Origin of the sequence: Acinetobacter sp. TR3 (genome assembly GCF_027105055.1) — a bacterium.
Lineage (GTDB): Bacteria > Pseudomonadota > Gammaproteobacteria > Pseudomonadales > Moraxellaceae > Acinetobacter.
This window is the reverse complement of record NZ_CP114264.1, coordinates 74,058-96,366: the sequence shown is the minus strand read 5'-3', so window position 1 is coordinate 96,366 and position 22,309 is coordinate 74,058. Positions and strand designations below refer to the sequence as shown.

Here is a 22,309-nt window from a genome sequence, read left to right as displayed (position 1 = left end):
GCTGATCATTTATGCAATACAAACTCGGATTATGCTCATGTTTGGGGCTTGGTTTTATTTCCACTGCGGCGTGGGCAGAAGATAAAAGCGCTGTACTTGCTACCATCCATATTCAAGCAGATGCGACACAACCCAGTCATGAAACCAGTCCTGCAACCACGAAGTTCTCTCATGATGTAGTCGATGTCCCCTTTAGCCGTTCATTCCTGTCGAAACAGCAACTCGAACAACAGGATGTACAACGGATTGATGATGCATTAACACTGGTCAGTGGGGTCTTTCACCAAAATAGCTTAGGTGGAGGTTTTTGGGATAACTACTCAGTACGAGGATTTAGCACAGATCCCAATTGGGGAGCAGCCATGATCCGCAATGGTTTAAGTGTCAATCGTGGCATTAGCGCACCTAAAGATATGGTCAATATCGAATCCCTTGATTTCTTAAAAGGCCCAATGGCAGCTCTATACGGTCGTGGAGAAACAGGGGGATTACTCAATCTGAATAGCAAAAAACCACAATGGCAAAGCGAAAATGAAGTGAATTTACGTGCAAACAGCCTTGAAAAATACCGCATCAGTATCGAACACACCGCTCCCATCAATGATGAACTTGCTTACCGTTTCGCCATCGCCCATGAGGACAACCAAAGCTTTCGAGAAAATGTGAGTAGTGAACGCTGGTTTTTTTCACCCCAACTGACATGGAAAATTTCAGATCAAACTCAACTTGATTTTGATAGTGAATTGACTCAACAACTGGGTACTTTTGATCGTGGTGTCAGCACCTTTCAGAAAAAATTTGTGATGAACCCCAAAACATTCACAGGTGAACCAAATGATGGTGACATGCGAGTGAAAGATCATTTCTATCAATTTCGTCTAAATCACACCTTCAATGATACGTGGACACTAAACAGCGCACTCAGTTATAAAGACGCGCAACTAGTTGGCTTCTCTACCGAACCACGCCGTATACAAGCCGATGGACAAACGTTAGAGCGTCAGCGTCGCTATCGTAATTATCAAAGTGAAGACCTACTGTTGCAAACTGAACTACTAGGCAAATTAGAACATTCATGGGCAAGGCATGAGCTTTTAGTGTCCAGTGAAATTGGGCAACTGGATTATCGCCAGTACCAACAACGTCGTAATCACAGCGTAAGCAATCCAAATACCATCAACATTTACCATCCGATTTATGCGCAATATCTTCCAAGTCTCGCCCCCTTTACGGATACAGATGAACGCCAACGCTATTTCGCCCTCAATCTGCAAGATCAGATCTTTTTCAATGATCAATGGAGTGTGTTGCTCGGTTCACGTTTCGATCAGGTTGAGCAGAATTTTGAAAATCATCGAACTCAAGCTCAGCATAGTCAAACCTTGCACCAAGCCAGTCCACGTGTTGGGATTAATTTCAAAGTATCAGATCAATGGGCATTTTATACAAACTATGGTCATTCATTTGCCATGAATAGTGGCATGAACCGTAATGGAGAAAATTTTGCCCCTGAAAAAGGACGAAGCTATGAGATCGGGAGTAAATATCAAATCGATGACCAAAGTTTAGCCAGTGTTGCATTATTTAAAATGCAAAAACAGAATGTCCTGACCACAGACCCAATTGATGCAAATTTTCAAACGGCTGCAGGAGAAGTGAGTAGCCAAGGCATCGAGTTCGATTTTAATCGTCAGTTCAATGATCAATGGTCATTCAATGCCAATTATAGCTACACCGATGCCAAGATTGAAAAAGACCAAGACTTAGCCGAGGGCTCTCGACTCAGTAATATTCCTCAGCACCAAGCTTCGATGACGAGCAATTATGAGTTTTTACAACAAGGCTCAACGAAAGCAGGTGTAGGCGCAAACATCAGTTATGTTGGGCAACGTAGTGGACATAATTTAGACAATGGTTTTAATTTGCCGAGCTATACTTTGGTCAATTTAAATGCGTATTACGCCCCTTCAGATCGCTTACGCTATCAGTTCAATCTCAATAATCTATTGGATAAAACCTATTATCTTTCTAGTTATAGTGATCTATGGATTCAACCTGGCGAACCGATCAATGCTTCAGTTTCAGCACAGTTTAAATTCTAACTCAACAATCTTCAGCCTGCTTAGTACAGGCTGAAGGTTTCAATATTAAAGTTATTCAGCTTCATCATCATAAATATAGCTCATACAACCCCAACCGTCATATTCACCATCAAACTCTTGTGCAATACGTGTCATCCACTCTTCTAAATCAGCAATATCATCGTATTCAAGCATCATATTAATATGGATATTCAACACCCACATATCTGAGCCATCTGAGTGCAACTCTTCTTGATAAAGTGAGATCTTTTGTTCTTGGTGCAACAAATGGAGTGCACATTTTTCAACTTGCTCTTGTTTTTCAAACACAATTGAAAATTCGACCTCGTGTGGCTCACTCAAGTCATTACCATCTTCAACCATCTGCCATAAGACATTACCATTATCATTTTCTGGAAATTGCTCATAGTCGCGAGTCATATCAATATCCTTTGTTATGTTTTGACTTCATTATTGGCTATAGATTAACCTATTTTTATGTCAGTTTTTAGACACCTCGAGATTATTTAGAGCAAAATTCACGCACAATTTAAGTCTACATCGCATCAAACTACCTCTCATTCAGTTTGTGATTACTCTGCCAATCTTATCAATTATTGCTATTGGATCAAATACCTATGTTTTTTCATAGATTGTTTTTATTAAAATGTAACTTCTGAATGAATTTCAAGTGCATGCATTTTCAAAGGGTGCTTAAATGCAAGATAAGCTGCATGTAGTGCCATACGTTTTAAATCAAATTGGGCTGGTTCAGGATGATACAACTTATCTCCCATAATCGGATGACCAATGTGCATCATATGCACACGAAGCTGATGTGAGCGACCTGTCACTGGTTCTAAACGCACTCTACTTTGATCTGTTATCACATCATACTCAATTGATTGGAATAGCGTTTTGGCAGGCTTTCCCAATTCAAAATGCACCATCTGACGAGGACGATTTTCCCAATCTGTAATCAAGGGCACTTCCACACTGCCGTCTTGCTGAATCTGCCCCTGCACCAAAGCAACATAGTACTTTTTTACAGTTCGTGCTTGGAACATTTTACTCACTGCCACCTCTGCATCACGATGCTTGGCGAACATCAACAACCCCGACGTTGCCATATCTAAACGATGCGTCACTTTTGCAGTTGGATGCTGGTCTAACACACGCAAATAGGCACTATCTTGATGTTCTGGCAAGCGCCCCATCACCGACAATAAACCAGCAGGCTTATTCACCACCACCAAGTCTTCATCTTCATACATGATCTCAAGCGGATCTTGTGGTGGCATATAGATAAAATTGTCATTTAAGGGCATGGGAAATAAACAAATTGAATAAAGCACGGCAATTATAGCGAGTTCTTAGCCAAAAACGAATTTTGAGATGAAATCCTGAACAAAGAACTCGTTTTATTGAAATGTTATTGAAGATGTCTAGAGTTAATGCCGTTGCCTGTTTTGATTATTATTGTTGCGACATTAACTCGTATATTTTTATGATGCTGTTTTTATCGCTTTATTTAAACTGTCTTTATAAAGCTGCTCTAAAGTTGTGATGTCTCGATTTAAAAAAGTAATCAAATATTCTTTCGCACGACTCAACGTTAAATGATTAAAAGAAATCGTGTCTTTACTCTTACGTGTCACCAATCCGAATAAATCTTTTTTAGGAATAAACACAGGAATATCACTTTCTAATTTAAATTCAAGCTGCTGTGTTTGTGAAAAGGCATCTATTGTGATGCGTAAAGTTTGTTCAGTGTAATCATCTCGTACAATAAAGCTGGTACTTGCACCATCTAGCTGTAACTGACGAACCAATTGCTGACGCCATCCCATCTCATCGAAACGAGCAACGATCGTTTCTAAATCAAAAGCACCCAAATGATCAGCTTCATTTCGATTAGTTTGATGCGGATAACGTATTTTAAGATCGAATTCTTTCATTATTTTTATGACCTCTTCCAATATGATCAATTTTCTAGTTTCAATTATATCATTTTGTTTTTTATTATAAAAACAGAAGTTTATATTCAAAAAATAAATATTCTAAGACCTATTTCACACTTATATTTAAATTCATTGATCGGGTTTTTATTATTTATATCTGATTGGTCACATTCTGTTTATATTAAATTTTTTAGGGTATCAAGGGAAAACATGTTGTTTACTTCAACACCTATGACTTTGTAAGCCATAACCTTTGCCTATAGACTTTTGATCTATAGCGTCCTAAGCCGAATCGAGACCTTTTGGGTTTGTACACACTTGCTTTATAAGCATCGGTGCATGCTACTCTTTTCGATCCCTTTCACACCCTTGAGACATAGTTTAGGCAAATCAGTGCGGGATTGTTTTCCTAAAAACTGGTATTTTTCGCCACTAATGAAATAATTTTGCATATCTCATATTACAATCAGAATTATTTTCCATTTCAATAAAAAATAGCTCATTTAAATTTCAATATATTCCAATTTAGATGTGTATTTTTTCATTTAAAACCTAAATTTATGCCCAGATGACCATAATAGCTGCCACAATTACCAGCCATAATCCTAAATGATCTGTTTTAGCGAGCTTTTCTTTAAAGAAAAATGCTGAGATCAGTAAACTAAATAAAATCTCAACCTGACCCAGTGTTTTGACAATCGCCACCGTTTGCATACTCATGGCACTAAACCACCCCACAGATGCTAAAAAACTGCAAACACTCACCCGAAACGTCAGCCCAAGACGTTGCCACATGTTATACAGCGTTTGACGACTAAAAATACCCAAGTAGAGTAATAGCACAATGCACTGAAAACTAATCAAACTGCATAACACCCATCCTGCACGATGCAAAAACGGCAACATGCTCAACTCTAAGCTGGCTTCACGTACCAGAAGTGAAGTAATGGCAAAACATAAACCACTGCCTAAACCAATCATTAAGGTATTGAATGAAAGTTGCGTACTATGCCGACCTTTACTCAGTAAAAAAACTGCAACCGCACCAATCATTACCCCGACCCAACCCCAAGTGGTCAAACGTTCTTGCAAGAATAAAACGGCGATAAGAGCAGCCAAAATCGCTTCGCTTTTAGCCAGTCCAATGCCAATCGCATAGTTCTTTTGTTGAAATAATTTCACCATCAACGCTGTCGCAAAAATTTGGCTGATTCCTGCAATCACCACGTAAAGCCAGAATATATTGGAAAAATGGACTTGAGCAGTGACAGGTTGATGTAGATAGAGAAATGCTAAATAGCTAAAGGCAAAAATCGGAGCAAAGATAAATCGAGCCAATGTCGTACCATAAGCATCGACTGTGGTACTGAGCTGTTTCTGAAATGCGTTGCGCCACGCCTGCATAAACGCAGCCATGATCGTAAATAGAATCCAAGTAAAAGCCATAAGCTTGAACGTCATCTTAAAAAGTGGGTGTAATTTACTCTGTTCTGCTTACTTTTTCGATAGTGATCAATTTTTAAAAGCTCAAATCACTCAAGTCTTTCACTTTGGATAAATAGATCGGTGCTTGATTAAAACTGCTCCATGTTTCTTCAAACTTCGGATCAGCGTCTTCATCTGCACTTAAATTTTTACGAATAACTTTTTTGCCTGTTAAAAAGTTAATACTGGTTTTACTTTCAATATAGGGCCCATGATTATTGGATTCATCATAACCAATAAGACGTAAGTCATTTCCTTCTAACCTAAACAGATAATGCCAATCGCCATATCATCCATGGGCATAATGCACATCCAATACATTGTTTTTGATCTCTAACCATAGTTCAGGTGCGAAATACACACCACCATCTTCATTTTCTGAACTAAAACAATCTAAGTGGCGAACAATAGGTTTGTATTTGCCTTTTTCATTGAGTAAAACAATCATGCCACGGCGGTTTCGGTCTAAACGCCCTCGATATTCATCATCGACAAAGGCTTTAGGATTAGTTGCTTTGACGATTAGCACGACATCTTTCAAGCCATCTTTATTTAAATCACCCTCAATCGCTTCAAATAAATGATATGTCGCTGGGATATAGGCTTTATAAATGTCTTTATCTTTACGTAATTTAAGTTCTTCTGCAGTCGGTTGTTCTTGAGCAAACGTTGTTTGTGGAAGTATAAATAGGCTTGAGCAAGCCAAGATTAGGGCTATGTATTGCGTTCTTATCATCATCTTTAATTCATCATTCAGGTTGTTATTGGTGTCATTACATTTATAAGGAATGGCTGATTTTTTGTTGGCGTTTTGAGTGAATCCAACGTACAACCACAATCACGAGAATAATCACCAATACCGTCATCACTACAGGCATCACAAATGCCAAGATCGACAAGACAATTGAACCAAGCAATTCACCTGTTGCCACCACAAAATTGCCCAGTCCACCAGTGGTTGCGGTTGAAATGCCACGTGCCGCTACGGTACTCATTTGCACTACGCCTGCTGTTCCGCCCCCCACGATCAATGCGGCTGCCCAAGTGGCAAATTGTGACATTTCTCCACTACTGACTGCCATCGTACTGAGTGTGCCTGCCACTACAGCAGCAGGTGTAGCAATGGTATCCAAGAGATTATCGACCCACGGCACATAGTAAGCTGAGATTTCACAGAGGGTTGCAAATCCAAGTGCAGCGCATACAGATGGAATGGCTAACCATTCAAAGCCTTTAGCAGGTTCATACCAACCCAACAAAGTTGCAATGCTCATCACCAATAAAGGAACAAAGACACGAAAACCACAGGCTGCGCTTAATCCTACGCCGATACAAAGTCCTAAAATTGTTTCCATCTGGGTTTTCCTTATTTTTGTTGGATATAGCTATCTTGTTATTTCATATTTTAAAGTAACAAAAAAGCCCTATCGAGTGACAGGGCTTTCATCAAAACAGTGGGTAACTGTTTGGTGTTTGCGGCTTAGGCATTCTTACTGTTGAATTGATTGCCAAGGCATTTGGTACACGGAGGTAAACGATCAGTACCAATTTCTAAATAGGTGCGGTGTCCGCATTGAACACAAAAATAGAAGCCAGTTCCAGGTTTTTCGCCAGCAGTAACCATCTTTGTTCTCCATAGATTTTAGAAATGGTACATATACTATAGCGTGATAGTTTTGATTATTTATTGACCTTTCTGACAAATGGTAGTGTCGGAAAGGTTAAAATTATCATTTATACTCTTTGAGAGGCTTTATCTCCCCCTTCGACAAGATCTCATTATCGTGTATATATGCCATCACAAGAAATAAGATCACTCTGACTTCCTTTACTATCTACGTGATATGCAGCCGCCATAACAAGTAAATCATATTGGAAAAGAATTTCTACTCGCTGATTTCCTTCGGCAAGTAATAAGGTATTCATAACTGGATAACCATCTGTAATTTTGTCATTTTCTTGCTGATTTATTTTAACTTGATAATTGGCTTGACCACTTTTAATTGAAAGCAGATCTCCTGTCTTTTGAATTTCACAAACCTGCTTATCTTTTTGTCTTAATTTTTTAGACTTAAAATCAGGTAATAAGCTTGAAGAACAATGTGTTAATATTTTTGTACTCCCTTGATACTGCTCTCCAGCACAAGCCTGATAATTAATTTTTAAACGTGCATAATCCTCTGGTATTAGTGGAATTGCATCAACTTGACCTTTAGCAATTAAATCAACTAAATCAGAGTAGCCCTTAAAACCTGTCGCACCATGAATCGATTCTTCTAACTTTTCTAATACAGTATAATAAGAAGCGTTACTCCCCACATCATTTGTTATCAGATTCAAATCTTTGTCAAGAACATAGCCCTTCTTAATTAATTCTTGTTTTATTGCTTCATTCGCTTTGTTTAAATCCATTGGAGTAAAAATATATTTAGAATTAAACCAATCTTCAGATTTTTGCTGAGATGCCAAAGCAACGACTAAGGTTGTAATAGGGTTAACATTAACAAAGACGTCTTTATCAAATATATAAGAGTAGTGTGTGTCTTTTACTGAAACGACTTTTAACTTACATGGGAGCTGTTTACGATCTACCTCACCAGACCATGATCCATGGAGATCACTTACAACATCTGTTTTAAAACCAGTGCCATTCTCACATTTAGCAGTGACGTTCAGTCTAATATTATCCAAAACATTGCCATATGCACGAGCATTACCTTTTAATGTAATATACTCAACTTTTGTCTCTGGTTTTGTCTCTGGTTTTGTCTCTGGTTTTGTCTCTGGTTTTGTCTCTGGTTTTCCAGTGGAATTATTTGAATTACCGCTTCCACCGCCACCACATGCTGTAAGAAAAACAGTACAAAGTAATGGGAGTATTATTTTTTGTTTAGAAAGCATTTTTGTATCATCTTAGGGAGTTAAAATATACTGTTCAGTATAATCTATAGTATTTTCATTTCAAAAAAATAAATTTAGCCTCCATCATCATTAAAATAATCTAATTTTTAGCTTTTTAATCACCAAGAAAAAAGCCCTATCATAGCGATAGAGCTTTTTCATAAGAACCACAAACCCAGTAATCTAAGCTACTTGACCTTCTAAAAAGTCTTGTGCAAAACGCTGAAGTACACCGCCCGCTTCATATACAGACACTTCTTCTTCTGTATCTAAACGGCAAGTCACAGGCACTTCAAGAATTTCTTCTTTACCATCCGCTGTCGCACGTTCAATCACTAAAGTTAAAGTCGAACGCGGTGAGATATTACCAATCACGCTGTATAGCTCAGTACCATCTAACTTTAACGTTTTACGGTTCACACCTGATTTAAACTCAAGCGGTAACACGCCCATACCTACAAGGTTAGTACGGTGAATACGCTCAAAGCCTTCAGCCACGATTGCTTCAACCCCTGCAAGACGTACACCTTTCGCTGCCCAGTCACGGCTTGAACCTTGACCGTAATCCGCACCCGCCACGATGATCAACGGTTGCTTACGGTTCATGTAGGTTTCAATCGCTTCCCACATACGCATCACTTCGCCTTCAGGCTCTACACGCGCTTTTGAACCTTGTTTAATGGTGCCGTCTGAACGAACCACCATTTCATTAAACAATTTCGGGTTGGCAAAGGTTGCACGTTGTGTGGTGAGATGGTCGCCACGATGGGTTGCATATGAGTTAAAGTCTTCCTCAGGCACGCCCATTTTCGCCAAATATTCACCTGAAGCACTGTCTAACACAATCGCATTCGATGGCGACAAGTGATCGGTAGTGATGTTGTCACCCAAAATTGCAAGTGGACGCATATTGGCTAAAGTACGTGGTGCAGCCAACGCGCCTTCCCAATACGGCGGACGGCGAATATAGGTACTCATTGGACGCCAATCATACAGTGGGCTTGCCGCTTCTTCATTCACACCCAAATCGAACATTGGAATGTAAATTTTACGGAACTGTTCAGGCTTCACTGCTTCTTTCACAAGCGCATCAATTTCTGCATCCGAAGGCCAGATATCTTTCAGGTAAATTGGATTACCATCTTTGTCATTTCCGAGCGAATCTGTTTCGATGTCAAAACGAATCGTTCCTGCAATCGCATACGCCACCACCAGTGGCGGAGATGCCAAAAACGCTTGTTTTGCGTATGGATGGATACGACCATCAAAGTTACGGTTACCCGAAAGTACCGCTGTTGCATATAGGTCACGATCAATGATTTCTTGTTGAATCACTGGATCAAGTGCACCTGACATACCATTACAAGTAGTACATGCATACGCTACGATACCAAAGCCAAGTTTTTCTAAATCACCCAATACGCCTGCTTCTTCTAGGTATAAAGCCGCTGCTTTAGAGCCTGGTGCAAATGATGATTTCACCCAAGGTTTACGTACCAAGCCCAATTCATTGGCTTTACGTGCCAATAGACCAGCCGCCACGGTATTACGTGGGTTTGATGTATTGGTACACGAGGTAATCGCCGCAATAATCACAGCACCATCAGGAATTAAACCTTCTGCTTCTTGTGCTTTCGCAACATCCAAATTCCCTGCAATACCTTTGGCTTTCAAGTCAGCAGTAGAGACACGTGCATGTGGGTTTGATGGACCTGCAATGTTACGAGTGACTGTTGAAAGATCGAAACGAAGTACCCGTGGATACTGCGCTTTGGTCATATCCGATGCCCAAAGACCGATTTCTTTTGCATATTGCTCAACCAATGCCACTTGTGCATCTTCACGACCTGTTAGGCGTAAATAATCAATGGTATTTTGGTCGATGTAGAACATTGCCGCAGTTGCGCCATATTCTGGGGTCATATTCGAGATGGTGGCACGGTCGCCCACAGACATGCTGTCAGCGCCTTCACCGAAGAACTCTAAATATGCACCCACTACACGCTCTTTACGCAAGAACTCAGTTAATGCCAAGACGATATCGGTTGCAGTAATGCCTGCTTGACGCTGACCCACAAATTCAACACCAATAATGTCAGGTAGGCGCATCCACGATGCACGACCCAACATGACATTTTCAGCTTCTAAGCCACCCACGCCAATTGAAATGACACCAAGTGCATCGGTATGTGGTGTGTGTGAATCTGTACCAACACAGGTATCAGGAAAAGCCAAGCCATCACGATTTTGAATCACTGGAGACATTTTCTCCAAGTTGATTTGATGCATGATGCCGTTGCCCGCAGGAATCACGTCAACATTTTTAAAAGCAGTTTTCGTCCACTCAATAAAGTGGAAACGGTCTTCGTTACGACGATCTTCGATTGCACGATTTTTCTCAAATGCATCAGGGTCAAAACCACCGAATTCCACCGCCAAAGAGTGATCCACGATCAACTGCGTTGGAACGACTGGATTGACTTTAGATGGATCGCCACCTTTTTCAGCGATTGCATCACGTAAGCCCGCAAGGTCAACCAACGCAGTTTGACCCAAGATGTCATGACACACCACGCGCGCAGGATACCAAGGAAAATCCAAGTCCTGACGGCGTTCGATCAATTGGGTTAAATAGGCAGTTAAATTTTCTGCATCAGCTTTACGTACAAGCTGTTCAGCTAACACTTTCGAGGTGTATGGCAAGGTTGCGTATGCGCCTGGCTGAATATCTTCAACGGCTTGACGCACGTCATAGTATTCGAGCTGGGTATTGCCATTATCATTTGGCAGCGGTTTACGGTATTGATTTGACATTAGCCACGCTCCGCCAATGGTTTGAATTCTAGGTTTTCAGGACCAGTGTAGTTTGCGCTTGGGCGAATGATCTTACCGTCTTGACGTTGTTCGATCACGTGTGCTGACCAACCCGCTGTACGAGCGATTACGAATAATGGCGTGAACATTGCCGTTGGCACGCCCATTAAGTGATAGCTCACCGCACTAAACCAATCGAGGTTCGGGAACATGTTTTTCACTTCTTTCATCACCGCTTCTAAGCGTTCTGCGATGAGGTACATTTTGTTATTCTCTTGCGCTTCAGCAAGGTCATACGCCACTTTCTTGATCACTTCGTTACGTGGATCAGAGATGGTATAAACAGGGTGACCAAAGCCAATGATCACTTCTTTTTTCTCTACACGGCTACGGATGTCTGCTTCTGCTTCATCAGCGTTGTCATAACGTTGTTGAATCACGAATGCAACTTCGTTCGCACCACCATGTTTTGGTCCGCGAAGCGCACCAATACCGCCAGTGATTGCTGAGTACATGTCAGAACCTGTACCTGCTACAACGCGTGATGTAAATGTTGATGCGTTGAATTCGTGCTCAGCATACAAAATAAGTGATGTATGCATTGCTTGAATCCATTCTTCAGATGGCGCTTCGCCATGAAGTAAATGAAGGAAATGCGCAGCGATTGAGTCATCATTGGTTTCAACTTCGATACGACGACCGTTGTTGCTGAAGTGGTACCAATACAACAACATTGAACCCAAGCTTGCCATCAATTTGTCAGCGATGTCTTTTGCACCTGCTTCATTGTGGTCTTCATGTTCAGGCGTTAAACAACCTAAAACTGACACACCTGTACGCATTACATCCATTGGGTGTGCAGATGGTGGTAACTGCTCAAGTGCAGTTTTTAATGCAGCTGGTAAGCCTCGAAGTGCTTTAAGTTTTGCTTTATAGGCTTTCAACTCAGCTTTGTTTGGCAGTTTGCCATGTACCAATAAGTGAGCCACTTCTTCAAATTCGCTACCGACTGCAAGGTCAAGAATGTCATAACCACGGTAGTGCAGGTCATTACCACTACGACCTACGGTACAAAGTGCGGTATTGCCTGCAACTTGTCCGCTGAGTGCAACTGATTTTTTTGGTTTGAAGCCTACTGGTGTTTCATTACTGCTCATAAGATTGTCCTTTTTATGGTGTTTATTTGTTTACTTTTAAGACCCCTCCTAGCCTCCCCTAAAAGGGGAGGAATTACACAAATCCAATCAATTATGATTCATGTTATTCCCTCTCCTCTGAGGAGAGGGCTAGGGAGAGGTGAAGAACGGGGAAATTATTTATTCTTCGCAAAAGTTCCATCAAGATACTGTTCAAACGCATGGTAGTTAATACGCTCATACAATTCTTGACGAGTTTGCATGGTGTCAACAACGTTCTTCTGTGTGCCTTCTTTACGCAGAGTCTCATACACATTTTCAGCCGCTTTGTTCATCGCACGGAATGCTGAAAGTGGATATAACGCAATGCTAACATCCGCAGAAGCCAATTCTTCAGTCGTAAATAATGGTGTAGAACCAAATTCAGTAATATTGGCTAATACTGGAACTTTGGTCAGATCAGCAAACTGCTTATACATTGCCAATTCAGTAATTGCTTCAGGGAACAGCATATCCGCACCTGCTTCAATGTATGCCCCTGCACGGTCAATCGCTGCTTGTAAGCCTTCAACCGCTAAAGCATCAGTACGTGCCATGATCACAAAGTTTTCATCAGTACGCGCATCGACTGCCGCTTTAATACGATCCACCATTTCTTGTTGCGTAACAATCGCTTTATTCGGACGGTGACCACAACGTTTTGCGCCCACTTGATCTTCGATGTGCATCGCTGCTGCACCGAACTTAATCATTGATTTAGTGGTACGTGCAATGTTGAATGCTGAAGCACCAAAACCTGTATCAACATCAACCAATAATGGTAGGTCGCACACATCCGTGATACGACGCACATCGGTCAAGACATCATCAAGGTTACTAATCCCCAAATCAGGTAAACCCAATGAACCTGCGGCAACACCACCACCTGACAAATAAATTGCTTTATAGCCTGCACGTTTTGCCAATAACGCATGGTTGGCGTTAATCGCACCGACCACTTGTAATGGTTTTTCATTTGCGACCGCGTCGCGGAATAGCTGACCAGCAGATTTAGCCATGTTGATGTTCTCCTTGGGTTTGCAGCAATGTTTGCTCAACAATTTTGTAGGATGCATTGATGTGACGGTGCATTAGCATTTCGGCTAGTTCACCATCACCCTCTGCAATCGCATCTAAAATGCGGATATGTTCATCCCAAGCTTTGCTTGGTCGATCAGGGGTATTTGAAAATTGAATTCGGTACATACGGATGAGGTGATACAGCTCATCACATAACATTTTTTCGAGGGTTTTATTGCCACTGCTTTTGATAATGCAGTAATGGAAATCGTCTTGACCTTCTTGCAGATAGTAGCCCTTACCTGCTTTAAAGTTTTCATCTTCAGCATGCATTCGCAGTACATCACGCAATGCTAAAATTTGTTTTTTATCAATATGCTGAGCTGCTAATTTACAGGCTAAACCCTCAAGCGAAGCACGAATTTGGTAAAGCTCTTGAAACTGTTGTAGAGAAAGAGAAACAACTCGCGCACCCACATGTGCCGTACGCTCAACTAACTTCTGTCCTTCAAGACGATGTATCGCTTCACGCAATGGACCTCGACTGATCCCATAAATACGCGCCAGTTCAGGTTCAGAAATCTTACTGCCCGCAGGAATTTGTCCTAATACAATCGCCGATTGAATTTGCTTAAATACGTGTTCCGTCAAAGTAATACTCTGACTCGTGCTGATGGCTTGAGGAACAAGGGTATCTTGCATATTGTCGACAATCTCTACAGTTTTGATGATTTTATAACGAGATAGAAGAAAAAATGCAATAGGATTGTCGACAATAAAATAGACTGATCCAGTCAATACTATTCGCTTGACTCACAATAAAATGTTCTGAAAAAGGCACTAAAAATATAAAATAATTATATATAAAACATATTTTTACTAAAATTTAAGTACTTTATTTCAATTGATCCAAGGCATTTTTCCTATTATTTATATTACGTATGCTACGACCATGGTATGACAGCTTGATTGTAGACAATCCTTATAATCGATCGATTTTCTACGAATTTTTGTAAGTAAATACTGCACCAGAAATGTAAATAACAGCGTGCTTCATAAGCGCTTTATTGGTACATTATTGGGCATCTGGAGTCATGCTCCGCAAGACACATCCATGCACCTTGTTGAATAAAAGGACATTGTTAATGTTTCAACATATCCCACCTTATGCAGGCGACCCAATTCTCTCTTTAATGGAACAGTTTAATGCTGATCCACGCGCTGAAAAGGTTAATCTAAGTATTGGTTTGTACTATAACGAAGACAGTATCGTTCCTCAGCTTGATACCATTATCGAAGCGCAAAAACGTATTGCACCTAAAAATGATAAAACCAAACTTTATCTTCCAATGGAAGGTTTTAAGCCTTATCGTGACGCAATTCAAGCTCTATTGTTTGGCGCAAACAGCCCTGCTATTCAACAAGGTCGTGTTGCAACCATTCAAACGCTTGGTGGTTCAGGTGCATTAAAAGTCGGTGCAGATTTCTTAAAAACTTATTTCCCAAATTCAGAAGTGTGGGTGAGCCAACCAACGTGGGATAACCATGTTGCGATCTTCAACGGTGCTGGAATCAAGAGCAACTACTATCCATATTTCGATGCTGAAACACGTGGCGTTGATTTTGATGGTATGCTGTCGACATTAAAAACTCTGCCAGAGCAAAGCATCGTATTGTTACACCCTTGCTGTCACAACCCGACAGGTGCGGATCTAAATCCAGCACAGTGGGATCAAGTGATTGCGGTATTAAAAGAGCATAACTTGATTCCATTCCTTGATATCGCTTATCAAGGCTTTGGCGATAGCATGGAACAAGATGCTTATGCAATTCGTGCTTTAGACCAAGCTGGTTTAAACTTCATCGTCAGCAACTCGTTCTCTAAAATCTTCTCACTTTATGGTGAGCGTGTTGGTGGTTTAACTTTCGTATGTGATGATGCTGAAGCAGCAAAATGCACATTTGGTCAGTTAAAAGCAACGGTACGTCGTATCTACTCTAGCCCACCAACAACGGGTGCATGGTTAGTCGATCAAGTGTTAAATGACACTGATCTTAACCAACAATGGCAAGGCGAAGTGAAAGAGATGCGTGAGCGTATTATCAAAATGCGTAGCATCTTAAAAGATGAGTTGACTAAAGCCCTTCCTGACCGTGACTTTAGCTACCTTGTAAACCAAAAAGGTATGTTCAGCTACACAGGTTTGACAGGTGAGCAAGTTGACACCTTACGTGAAGAATATGCAATCTACCTCGTTCGTAGTGGTCGTATCTGCGTTGCGGGTCTAAATATGAATAATATTTATAAAGTGGCAAAAGCAGTCGCAGAAGTTTTAGCGAAATCAGCTTAAAATTCCCTTGCGGAGCTATAATCGCTCCTCATCTCCCTTTTAAAAGGGAGACTTTATGGATCAAAAAAGGTTGTTTCACGTGGAACAACCTTTTTTGTTTTTACATGATGAGAGTCTTTTGAATTTAAGATTGCTCATCTAGCTAAAACCAATAAAAATCACTAAATGATTAAATCTGTATCTATGAATGTTCAAGCCTAGCGAGTCTTTGTATACTGCAACACATGAATAAACAACAAACAGCACTTTTGAACATGACTCAACTGACTTGCTTTAAAGCCTACGATATTCGCGGAAAACTAGGCACTGAACTCAACGAAGAAATCGCCTATAAAATCGGTCGTGCATACGGACAAATCTACCAACCTAAAAAAGTTGTGATTGGTTGTGATATCCGTTTGAGTAGCGAAGGTTTAAAACAAGCCACCATTCGTGGTCTCAATGATGCGGGTGTCAATGTTCTAGATTTAGGCATGACAGGCACTGAAGAAGTCTATTTCGGCGCTTTTCATCTTGATGTTCAAGGTGGGATTGAGATAACCGCAAGCCACAACCCAATGGATTATAATGGTATGAAATTGGTTCGTGAAAATGCACGTCCAATCAGTGCTGATACAGGCTTAAAAGACATTCAGGCATTGGCTGAGTCTGGTGATTTTGTAGAAGTAGAACAAAAGGGTTCAACTGAAAACTATAATATTTTGCCTGAATTTGTCGATCACTTATTAACATATATCGACCCACAAAAAATTAAACCCCTCAAGCTGGTGGTGAATGCAGGCAATGGTGCAGCAGGTCATGTAATTGATGCGATTGAGCAAAAATTTCAAGAACTCAATATTCCTGTTGAATTTATCAAAATCCATCATGAAGCCGATGGCAATTTTCCAAATGGGATTCCAAATCCAATCTTAATTGAAAATCGTGACAGCACCCGTGATGCTGTACTTGCGCACCATGCAGATATGGGCATTGCTTGGGATGGTGACTTTGACCGTTGTTTCCTATTCGATGAGAAAGGTCAATTCATAGAAGGCTATTATATTGTTGGCTTATTGGCACAAGCATTCTTGATCAAACAATCAGGTGAGAAGATTGTGCATGATCCTCGTCTGGTCTGGAATACCTTTGATATTGTTGATCAATATCAAGGTATCGCGGTGCAATCAAAATCTGGACATGCTTTTATTAAAGATGTGATGCGTGAACACAATGCTGTTTACGGTGGCGAAATGAGTGCACACCATTATTTCCGTGACTTCGCTTATTGTGATAGTGGTATGATTCCTTGGTTACTGACCATTGCCTTACTCTCTGAAACAGGTCAATCACTCTCAACGCTGGTTGAAAACATGATTGCCAAATTCCCGTGTAGCGGTGAAATCAATTTTAAAGTGGCTGATACTCAAACAACAGTACAAAAGATTTTTGATCATTATGCTGACCAAAATCCACAAGTAGACCGTACTGATGGCGTGAGTCTTGATTTTGGTGTATGGCGTTTAAATGTTCGGGCATCTAATACTGAGCCTTTGCTTCGCTTGAATATTGAGAGTCGTGCCGATCAAAATCCACAACCAATGCAAACTTATGTGGATGAGTTAACTGGGTTAATTCAGGGTTAATTCAGCCCAATAAAAAAGGAGCATATTGCTCCTTTTTTAATTGCTGTTCTATTCAGTTAAAGCCGTTGGGATTCTGCTTCTGCCAGTTCCAGCTATCCGCCAGCATATCTTCCAACGTATATTGTGGCTGCCAACCGAGCTCGCTCAATGCACGCGTATTGTCTGCAAAAGAAGTGGCAACATCACCTGCACGACGTGGTGCAAATTCAAACGCAACAGGCACACCATTAATTTGCTCAAAGGTATTTTTGACTTGTAATACAGATGAGCCATTGCCCGTACCAATATTCCAAGCACGGCAGCCTTGTGTAGATAAGCGATTATTTAAGGCACATAAATGGGCTTTGGCTAAATCGACTACATGTATATAATCACGAACCCCTGTACCATCGATGGTGTCATAATCATTACCATAAATGGACAATTTTTCACGACGACCGACTGCGACTTGTGTGACATAAGGCATTAAGTTATTTGGAATTCCCTGTGGGTCTTCACCAATCTGACCGCTTTTATGCGCGCCAACAGGGTTAAAATAACGAAGTAAAGCAATCGACCAACGCGAGTCTGCCTGTGCCAGTTTTTGCAGTATTTGCTCAACAATCAGTTTGGTATAACCATAATTGTTATTTGGCATTCCTGTTGGCATATCTTCATTCAAAGGCGAAAGATTGGCTTCGTCATAAACCGTTGCAGATGAGCTGAATACCAAGCTAAATACACCTGCGCGCTCCATCGCCTTGACCAACTGAACACTGCCTGTAATATTATTGTCAAAATAAGCCAAAGGGATCTGCTGACTCTCTCCCACAGCTTTGAGACCTGCAAAATGAATGACAGCATCAATCGAATAATCCTGAAAAACTTGATCTAGTTCAAACTGATGACGAATATCACCCTGCACAAATACCAAACTTTTATTTGCTAATGCTTGTACTCGACGCAAAGACTCTTCAGAGCTATTTGAGAGGTTATCGAAGACGATAACCTCGTGACCTGCAGTAAGCAATTCCAAACAGGTATGGGAGCCAATATAACCCGCACCACCTGTGACTAAAATTTTAGCCATCTATTTTTCCTAATAATATTTTCAACAAACCTTGTGTTGATGCATCAAAACTCGATAGATCATCTTGCTCGCGGTTTAAAATCGGTAACAGCTGATTGGCAATTTCTTTGCCTTTTTCAACACCCCATTGGTCAAAGGGATTAATATTCCATAACACCGACTGTACAAAAACCTTATGTTCATACATCGCAATCAGCATTCCTAAGCTATAAGGATTCAGCTCTTTAAGTAGAATAGTGGAGCTAGGTTGATTGCCTTCATATTGTTTATAAGCGGGTAAGCCTTCCAGTTCATCTACTGCCAATGCTTGATTCCCAAAGGCCAACAGGCGCGACTGTGCCAAACAGTTGGATAAAGCCAAATGATGCTGTTCTACCAAAGCTTCAGCACTTTCAGCATAAGTGAATTGATTGGAATTATAACGCTTCACAGGCGCAATAAAGTCACAACTAACCAAATGTGTACCTTGATGCAGCAGCTGATAGAATGCATGCTGTGCGTTAGGTCCAACCTCACCCCACACAATTGGACAGGTCACGGAACCAATTTTTTCGCCGTTGCGTTGGATCGATTTGCCATTGGATTCCATTTCAAGCTGCTGCAAATAAGCCGCGAAATATTTAAGTCGGCCATCATAAGGCAGTACCGCATGGGTGTGAATATCCAGAAAGTTATTATTCCACGCGCCTAATAACCCCATCAAAACAGGAATATTCTGCTGAAAGGGTGCTGATTGAAAATGCTGGTCAATCGCATAAGCCCCTGCTAACAGTTGCTTAAATCCCTCAACCCCAATGGTCAGCGCAATCGGTAAACCAATACATGACCACAGTGAATAACGACCACCGACCCAATCCCATAACAACAACTGTTTATCTGCAGCAATGCCCCATTCTGTCATCTTGTCAGGCTTAGTCGAGACCCCGATAAAATGATTTTGCAAAATCTTGTCATTATTCCCCAATGCCTTTTCTAACCATTGACGCACGGTTTGTGCATTGGAAAGCGTATCAATGGTGCCAAATGATTTTGACGAGATAATAAATAAAGTGGTTTCAGGGCGGAGTTGATGCAATAACTCAGATAACTGGCTGCCATCCATCGTCGAAACGAAATGCACATCTAAAGGTTTTGTGGTCGCAACCTTAAAATCGGAAAGTGCATGTGTCACCATTAACGGGCCGAGATCAGAGCCTCCCACACCAATATTCACCACATCTTGAATCACCTCACCCGTCGCACCACGATACTGCCCTGCGTGGATTTTATCCACTAAAGCATACATTCGCTCCAACTGCTGCTGCACTAGCTGATTCACATCAGAAAAGTCTGGACTCGATTGTGGTAAACGTAAAGCCCAATGCATTGCTGCGCGGTGTTCAGTATAATTAATCGGTTCAGATGAAAAGAGCTTTTTAATCCAGCCTTTTAAATCTTGTGCCTGAGCTAAGTCCACTAAGTTATTTAAAATCGTTTGATCAATACGATGCTTACTGAAGTCCAAAACAATTTGGTCATACTCAACCGAAAAACGTTTAAAGCGTGCAGGATCTGCTGCAAATAATGTATTTAGATGGACCTTTTTAAATTGCTGTTGTAAAGATGAAAGGTGCTCCACGGCGGAAGCTTGCTCTTTTACAGCAAAAGACTGAATCTGCTTGATCATCTTTAACGCCCCACACCTATATATGCAAAACCTTGTGCTTTAACATAGTCAGGATCATAAATATTGCGACCATCCAGAATTAAAGGGTGTCCCATCAACTGTTCAAGCTGTTTGAATGCTGGACTCCAATATTGTTTCCAAGCCGTAAGTACACACAGACCATGCACATTTTTGACCGCATCATACTGATCTTCACAAAGAATCAGATCGTCACGTTGTCCATACATCTGCTTAATTTCATCCAAGGCTTGTGGATCATGAAGATGAACAGTTACCCCTTGCGCCCAGAGTGCTGCAAGCATTTGGTGAATAGGTGATTGCTGAATACTTGAGGTATTTTCTTTAAAAGAAGCACCCCAAATTGCAACAGATTTTCCCTGTAAATCCCCATGATAATAGTTCCAAAACTTACGGAACAAGATTTCTTTTTGTTGCTCATTAATTTCCCATACTTGTGCAAGCAATTGGCTTTTAACGCCTGTATTTGCAACTGTATTAGAGAGTGTCAGAATATCATGAGAAAAATTTTCACCGCCAAAACCAGCACCAGGGGCTAAGTAAGCTGAACCAATACGGTTATCCGCTGCCATACCCTGACGTACTGATGCAATATCAATCCCAAGTTTCTCAGCAACCACGGCCAAATCATTGATATAGCTGATCCGTGTTGCCAACATACCTGAGATACTGAGTTTGGTAAACTCAGCATCTAAAATCGGCATAAATAGATATTGCTGTGCCAAAGGGAAAAAAGGGCGAAGTAACTCTTTTACTTTGGTCTGAACATTAGCTTGACTACATCCGACTATCAGCTGCTTAGCTTGGGTCAGACTCTGTAACGCATTTCCCTCTTGGATGGTATCTGGTAAATAGACCCAGTGATCTTCAAAAAGGATTTGTTGAAAATGCTCAGTCCCATGTAAGCCAAAGGTAGATGCATTGATCATCAATTTTGGATGAATAATCGGACGCTGTTTTAGTGATGCTAACAGTTGAAAAACTTGTTGTTCTTGGGTTTGATTAAAACTAAATAAGTAAGCATCAATGTCTAAAGGAATACTATCCAGATCACGATAAATCAGAAATCCACTACTGAGCTGTTTTTCAAGTAAGCGACTGACATTTTCATCATGAAAAGAATATTGCTGACCATTTTCATTTGGGTTGAGGTGGGAACACCAATATACAAAATGCCCTGATTCAGACAATAATGCAGACATCACGCCTGCATATAATGTATTGCCAAAGATTGCAACTTTCATAACCACACGCCCTAAAACTATAGGGCTAATTCTTGGATTAAGCCCTTAAACTCTGCGCCCAATTTTGGATGCTCGATACCATAGTGTAATACAGCTTTTAAATATCCAAGCTTACTACCACAATCAAAGGTTTGTCCCTTCATACGGTAGGCTTCCACAGTTTCTGATTGCTGCAATGTGGCAATCGCATCCGTGAGTTGAATTTCATTCCCTGCCCCGCGGGGTGTATCTGCTAATAGCCCCATAATCTGAGCGGGTAAAATATAACGTCCCACCACCGATAAATTTGAAGGTGCAGTCCCCACTGCAGGTTTCTCAACAATACCCTGCATGACTATACTTTCACCTTCATTTGGAGAAACAGCAACATCTACAATGCCATACTGGTCGACCAAATGATCAGGCACAGCCTCAACCATAATCTGTGCAGCCTGAGATTGATCAAATCGTTGAATCATCAGAGACAAATCATTCTCAGCAGCCTGATTTTTGACTAAAACATCAGGCAATAACACTGCAAAGGCTTCATCACCCACGATATCTTTCGCACATAATACCGCATGACCTAGTCCTAGGGGTTGTGGTTGGCGTACACTGACCACACTGACATGCTTCGGTAAAATATCAGTAATTTCTTTCAGCAGGTCAAATTTCTTTTTTTGTTCTAAAGTTGTTTCAAGCTCAAAATTACGATCAAAATAATTTTCAATTGAAGCTTTTGAGGAATGAGTGACCAAAATAATTTGTTCTATACCTGCCTCAACTGCCTCACGTACCACATATTCAATTGCGGGACGATCGACAACCGTAACCATTTCTTTGGGAATAGATTTACTTGCTGGTAAAAAACGGGTGCCTAAACCTGCGACGGGTAAAATTGCTTTTTTGATCATACAATA

The 22,309-nt window shown here is 40.9% G+C and carries 18 protein-coding genes and 1 pseudogene; 3 read left to right on the top strand and 16 right to left on the bottom strand.

The features are described from left to right. Positions 1 to 11 precede the first annotated feature (11 nt). Complete coding sequence (locus tag O1449_RS00445; RefSeq protein ID WP_269238843.1) at positions 12 to 2,102, top strand: TonB-dependent receptor; 2,091 nt, start codon at positions 12 to 14, stop codon at positions 2,100 to 2,102. A gap of 51 nt (positions 2,103 to 2,153) precedes the next feature. Here the strand turns inward: O1449_RS00445 and O1449_RS00440 are convergent, their stop codons facing one another. The 12 genes and pseudogenes from O1449_RS00440 to O1449_RS00385 all read right to left on the bottom strand — a co-directional run bounded on the left by O1449_RS00440 (position 2,154) and on the right by O1449_RS00385 (position 14,139). Further along, positions 2,154 to 2,522, bottom strand: coding sequence for a ribonuclease E inhibitor RraB (locus O1449_RS00440; RefSeq protein WP_269238842.1), 369 nt, complete (start codon positions 2,520 to 2,522; stop codon positions 2,154 to 2,156). 221 nt (positions 2,523 to 2,743) lie between these two features. Continuing rightward, entirely contained in the window at positions 2,744 to 3,409 is a 666-nt protein-coding gene (locus O1449_RS00435) for an RluA family pseudouridine synthase (protein WP_269238841.1), read from the bottom strand. Positions 3,410 to 3,586: 177 nt separating this feature from the next. Next, complete coding sequence (locus O1449_RS00430; RefSeq protein ID WP_269238839.1) at positions 3,587 to 4,039, bottom strand: hypothetical protein; 453 nt, start codon at positions 4,037 to 4,039, stop codon at positions 3,587 to 3,589. A 561-nt stretch (positions 4,040 to 4,600) separates the two neighbouring features. Continuing rightward, positions 4,601 to 5,488, bottom strand: coding sequence for a DMT family transporter (locus O1449_RS00425; protein WP_269229137.1), 888 nt, complete (start codon positions 5,486 to 5,488; stop codon positions 4,601 to 4,603). Between the two features lie 73 nt (positions 5,489 to 5,561). Then, a pseudogene (locus O1449_RS00420) lies at positions 5,562 to 6,263 on the bottom strand (hypothetical protein). A gap of 43 nt (positions 6,264 to 6,306) precedes the next feature. Continuing rightward, a complete protein-coding gene (locus O1449_RS00415) occupies positions 6,307 to 6,882 on the bottom strand; it encodes a DUF4126 domain-containing protein (RefSeq protein WP_269238837.1) in 576 nt (191 codons plus the stop codon). 125 nt (positions 6,883 to 7,007) lie between these two features. Further along, complete coding sequence (locus tag O1449_RS00410) at positions 7,008 to 7,151, bottom strand: zinc ribbon-containing protein (RefSeq protein ID WP_004637424.1); 144 nt, start codon at positions 7,149 to 7,151, stop codon at positions 7,008 to 7,010. 155 nt (positions 7,152 to 7,306) lie between these two features. Beyond that, the gene (locus tag O1449_RS00405) at positions 7,307 to 8,428 is read right to left on the bottom strand and encodes a hypothetical protein (protein ID WP_269238836.1); all 1,122 of its coding nucleotides are present in this window, start codon (positions 8,426 to 8,428) and stop codon (positions 7,307 to 7,309) included. Between the two features lie 183 nt (positions 8,429 to 8,611). Further along, positions 8,612 to 11,242: a Fe/S-dependent 2-methylisocitrate dehydratase AcnD gene (acnD, locus tag O1449_RS00400; protein WP_269238835.1), complete on the bottom strand. Its 2,631-nt coding sequence runs from the start codon at positions 11,240 to 11,242 to the stop codon at positions 8,612 to 8,614. Next, positions 11,242 to 12,399: a bifunctional 2-methylcitrate synthase/citrate synthase gene (gene prpC / locus O1449_RS00395; RefSeq protein ID WP_046739287.1), complete on the bottom strand. Its 1,158-nt coding sequence runs from the start codon at positions 12,397 to 12,399 to the stop codon at positions 11,242 to 11,244. The genes acnD and prpC overlap by 1 nt, the downstream gene beginning before the upstream one ends. A gap of 155 nt (positions 12,400 to 12,554) precedes the next feature. After that, entirely contained in the window at positions 12,555 to 13,436 is an 882-nt protein-coding gene (prpB, locus tag O1449_RS00390; RefSeq protein WP_004665301.1) for a methylisocitrate lyase, read from the bottom strand. Continuing rightward, entirely contained in the window at positions 13,429 to 14,139 is a 711-nt protein-coding gene (locus O1449_RS00385) for a GntR family transcriptional regulator (protein WP_050042008.1), read from the bottom strand. The genes prpB and O1449_RS00385 overlap by 8 nt, the downstream gene beginning before the upstream one ends. A gap of 443 nt (positions 14,140 to 14,582) precedes the next feature. Between O1449_RS00385 and O1449_RS00380 the strand changes: the two genes are divergently transcribed. After that, positions 14,583 to 15,788 (top strand): amino acid aminotransferase, encoded by a 1,206-nt coding sequence (locus tag O1449_RS00380; protein WP_269238833.1) that lies wholly within the window; start codon positions 14,583 to 14,585, stop codon positions 15,786 to 15,788. A 254-nt stretch (positions 15,789 to 16,042) separates the two neighbouring features. After that, complete coding sequence (locus O1449_RS00375) at positions 16,043 to 17,413, top strand: phosphomannomutase CpsG (RefSeq protein ID WP_269239644.1); 1,371 nt, start codon at positions 16,043 to 16,045, stop codon at positions 17,411 to 17,413. Positions 17,414 to 17,465: 52 nt separating this feature from the next. Here the strand turns inward: O1449_RS00375 and galE are convergent, their stop codons facing one another. Genes galE through galU form a run of 4 tightly spaced genes read right to left on the bottom strand, consistent with a single transcriptional unit; the run spans position 17,466 to position 22,303 of the window. Continuing rightward, positions 17,466 to 18,482: a UDP-glucose 4-epimerase GalE gene (gene galE / locus O1449_RS00370; RefSeq protein ID WP_269238831.1), complete on the bottom strand. Its 1,017-nt coding sequence runs from the start codon at positions 18,480 to 18,482 to the stop codon at positions 17,466 to 17,468. After that, on the bottom strand, positions 18,475 to 20,148 hold the full coding sequence (gene pgi, locus O1449_RS00365; protein WP_269238830.1) for a glucose-6-phosphate isomerase: 1,674 nt from the start codon (positions 20,146 to 20,148) through the stop codon (positions 18,475 to 18,477). The genes galE and pgi overlap by 8 nt, the downstream gene beginning before the upstream one ends. A 2-nt stretch (positions 20,149 to 20,150) precedes the next feature. After that, a complete protein-coding gene (locus tag O1449_RS00360) occupies positions 20,151 to 21,410 on the bottom strand; it encodes a nucleotide sugar dehydrogenase (RefSeq protein WP_269238828.1) in 1,260 nt (419 codons plus the stop codon). Positions 21,411 to 21,427: 17 nt separating this feature from the next. After that, on the bottom strand, positions 21,428 to 22,303 hold the full coding sequence (gene galU, locus O1449_RS00355; protein WP_269238827.1) for a UTP--glucose-1-phosphate uridylyltransferase GalU: 876 nt from the start codon (positions 22,301 to 22,303) through the stop codon (positions 21,428 to 21,430). Between the last annotated feature and the right edge of the window lie 6 nt (positions 22,304 to 22,309).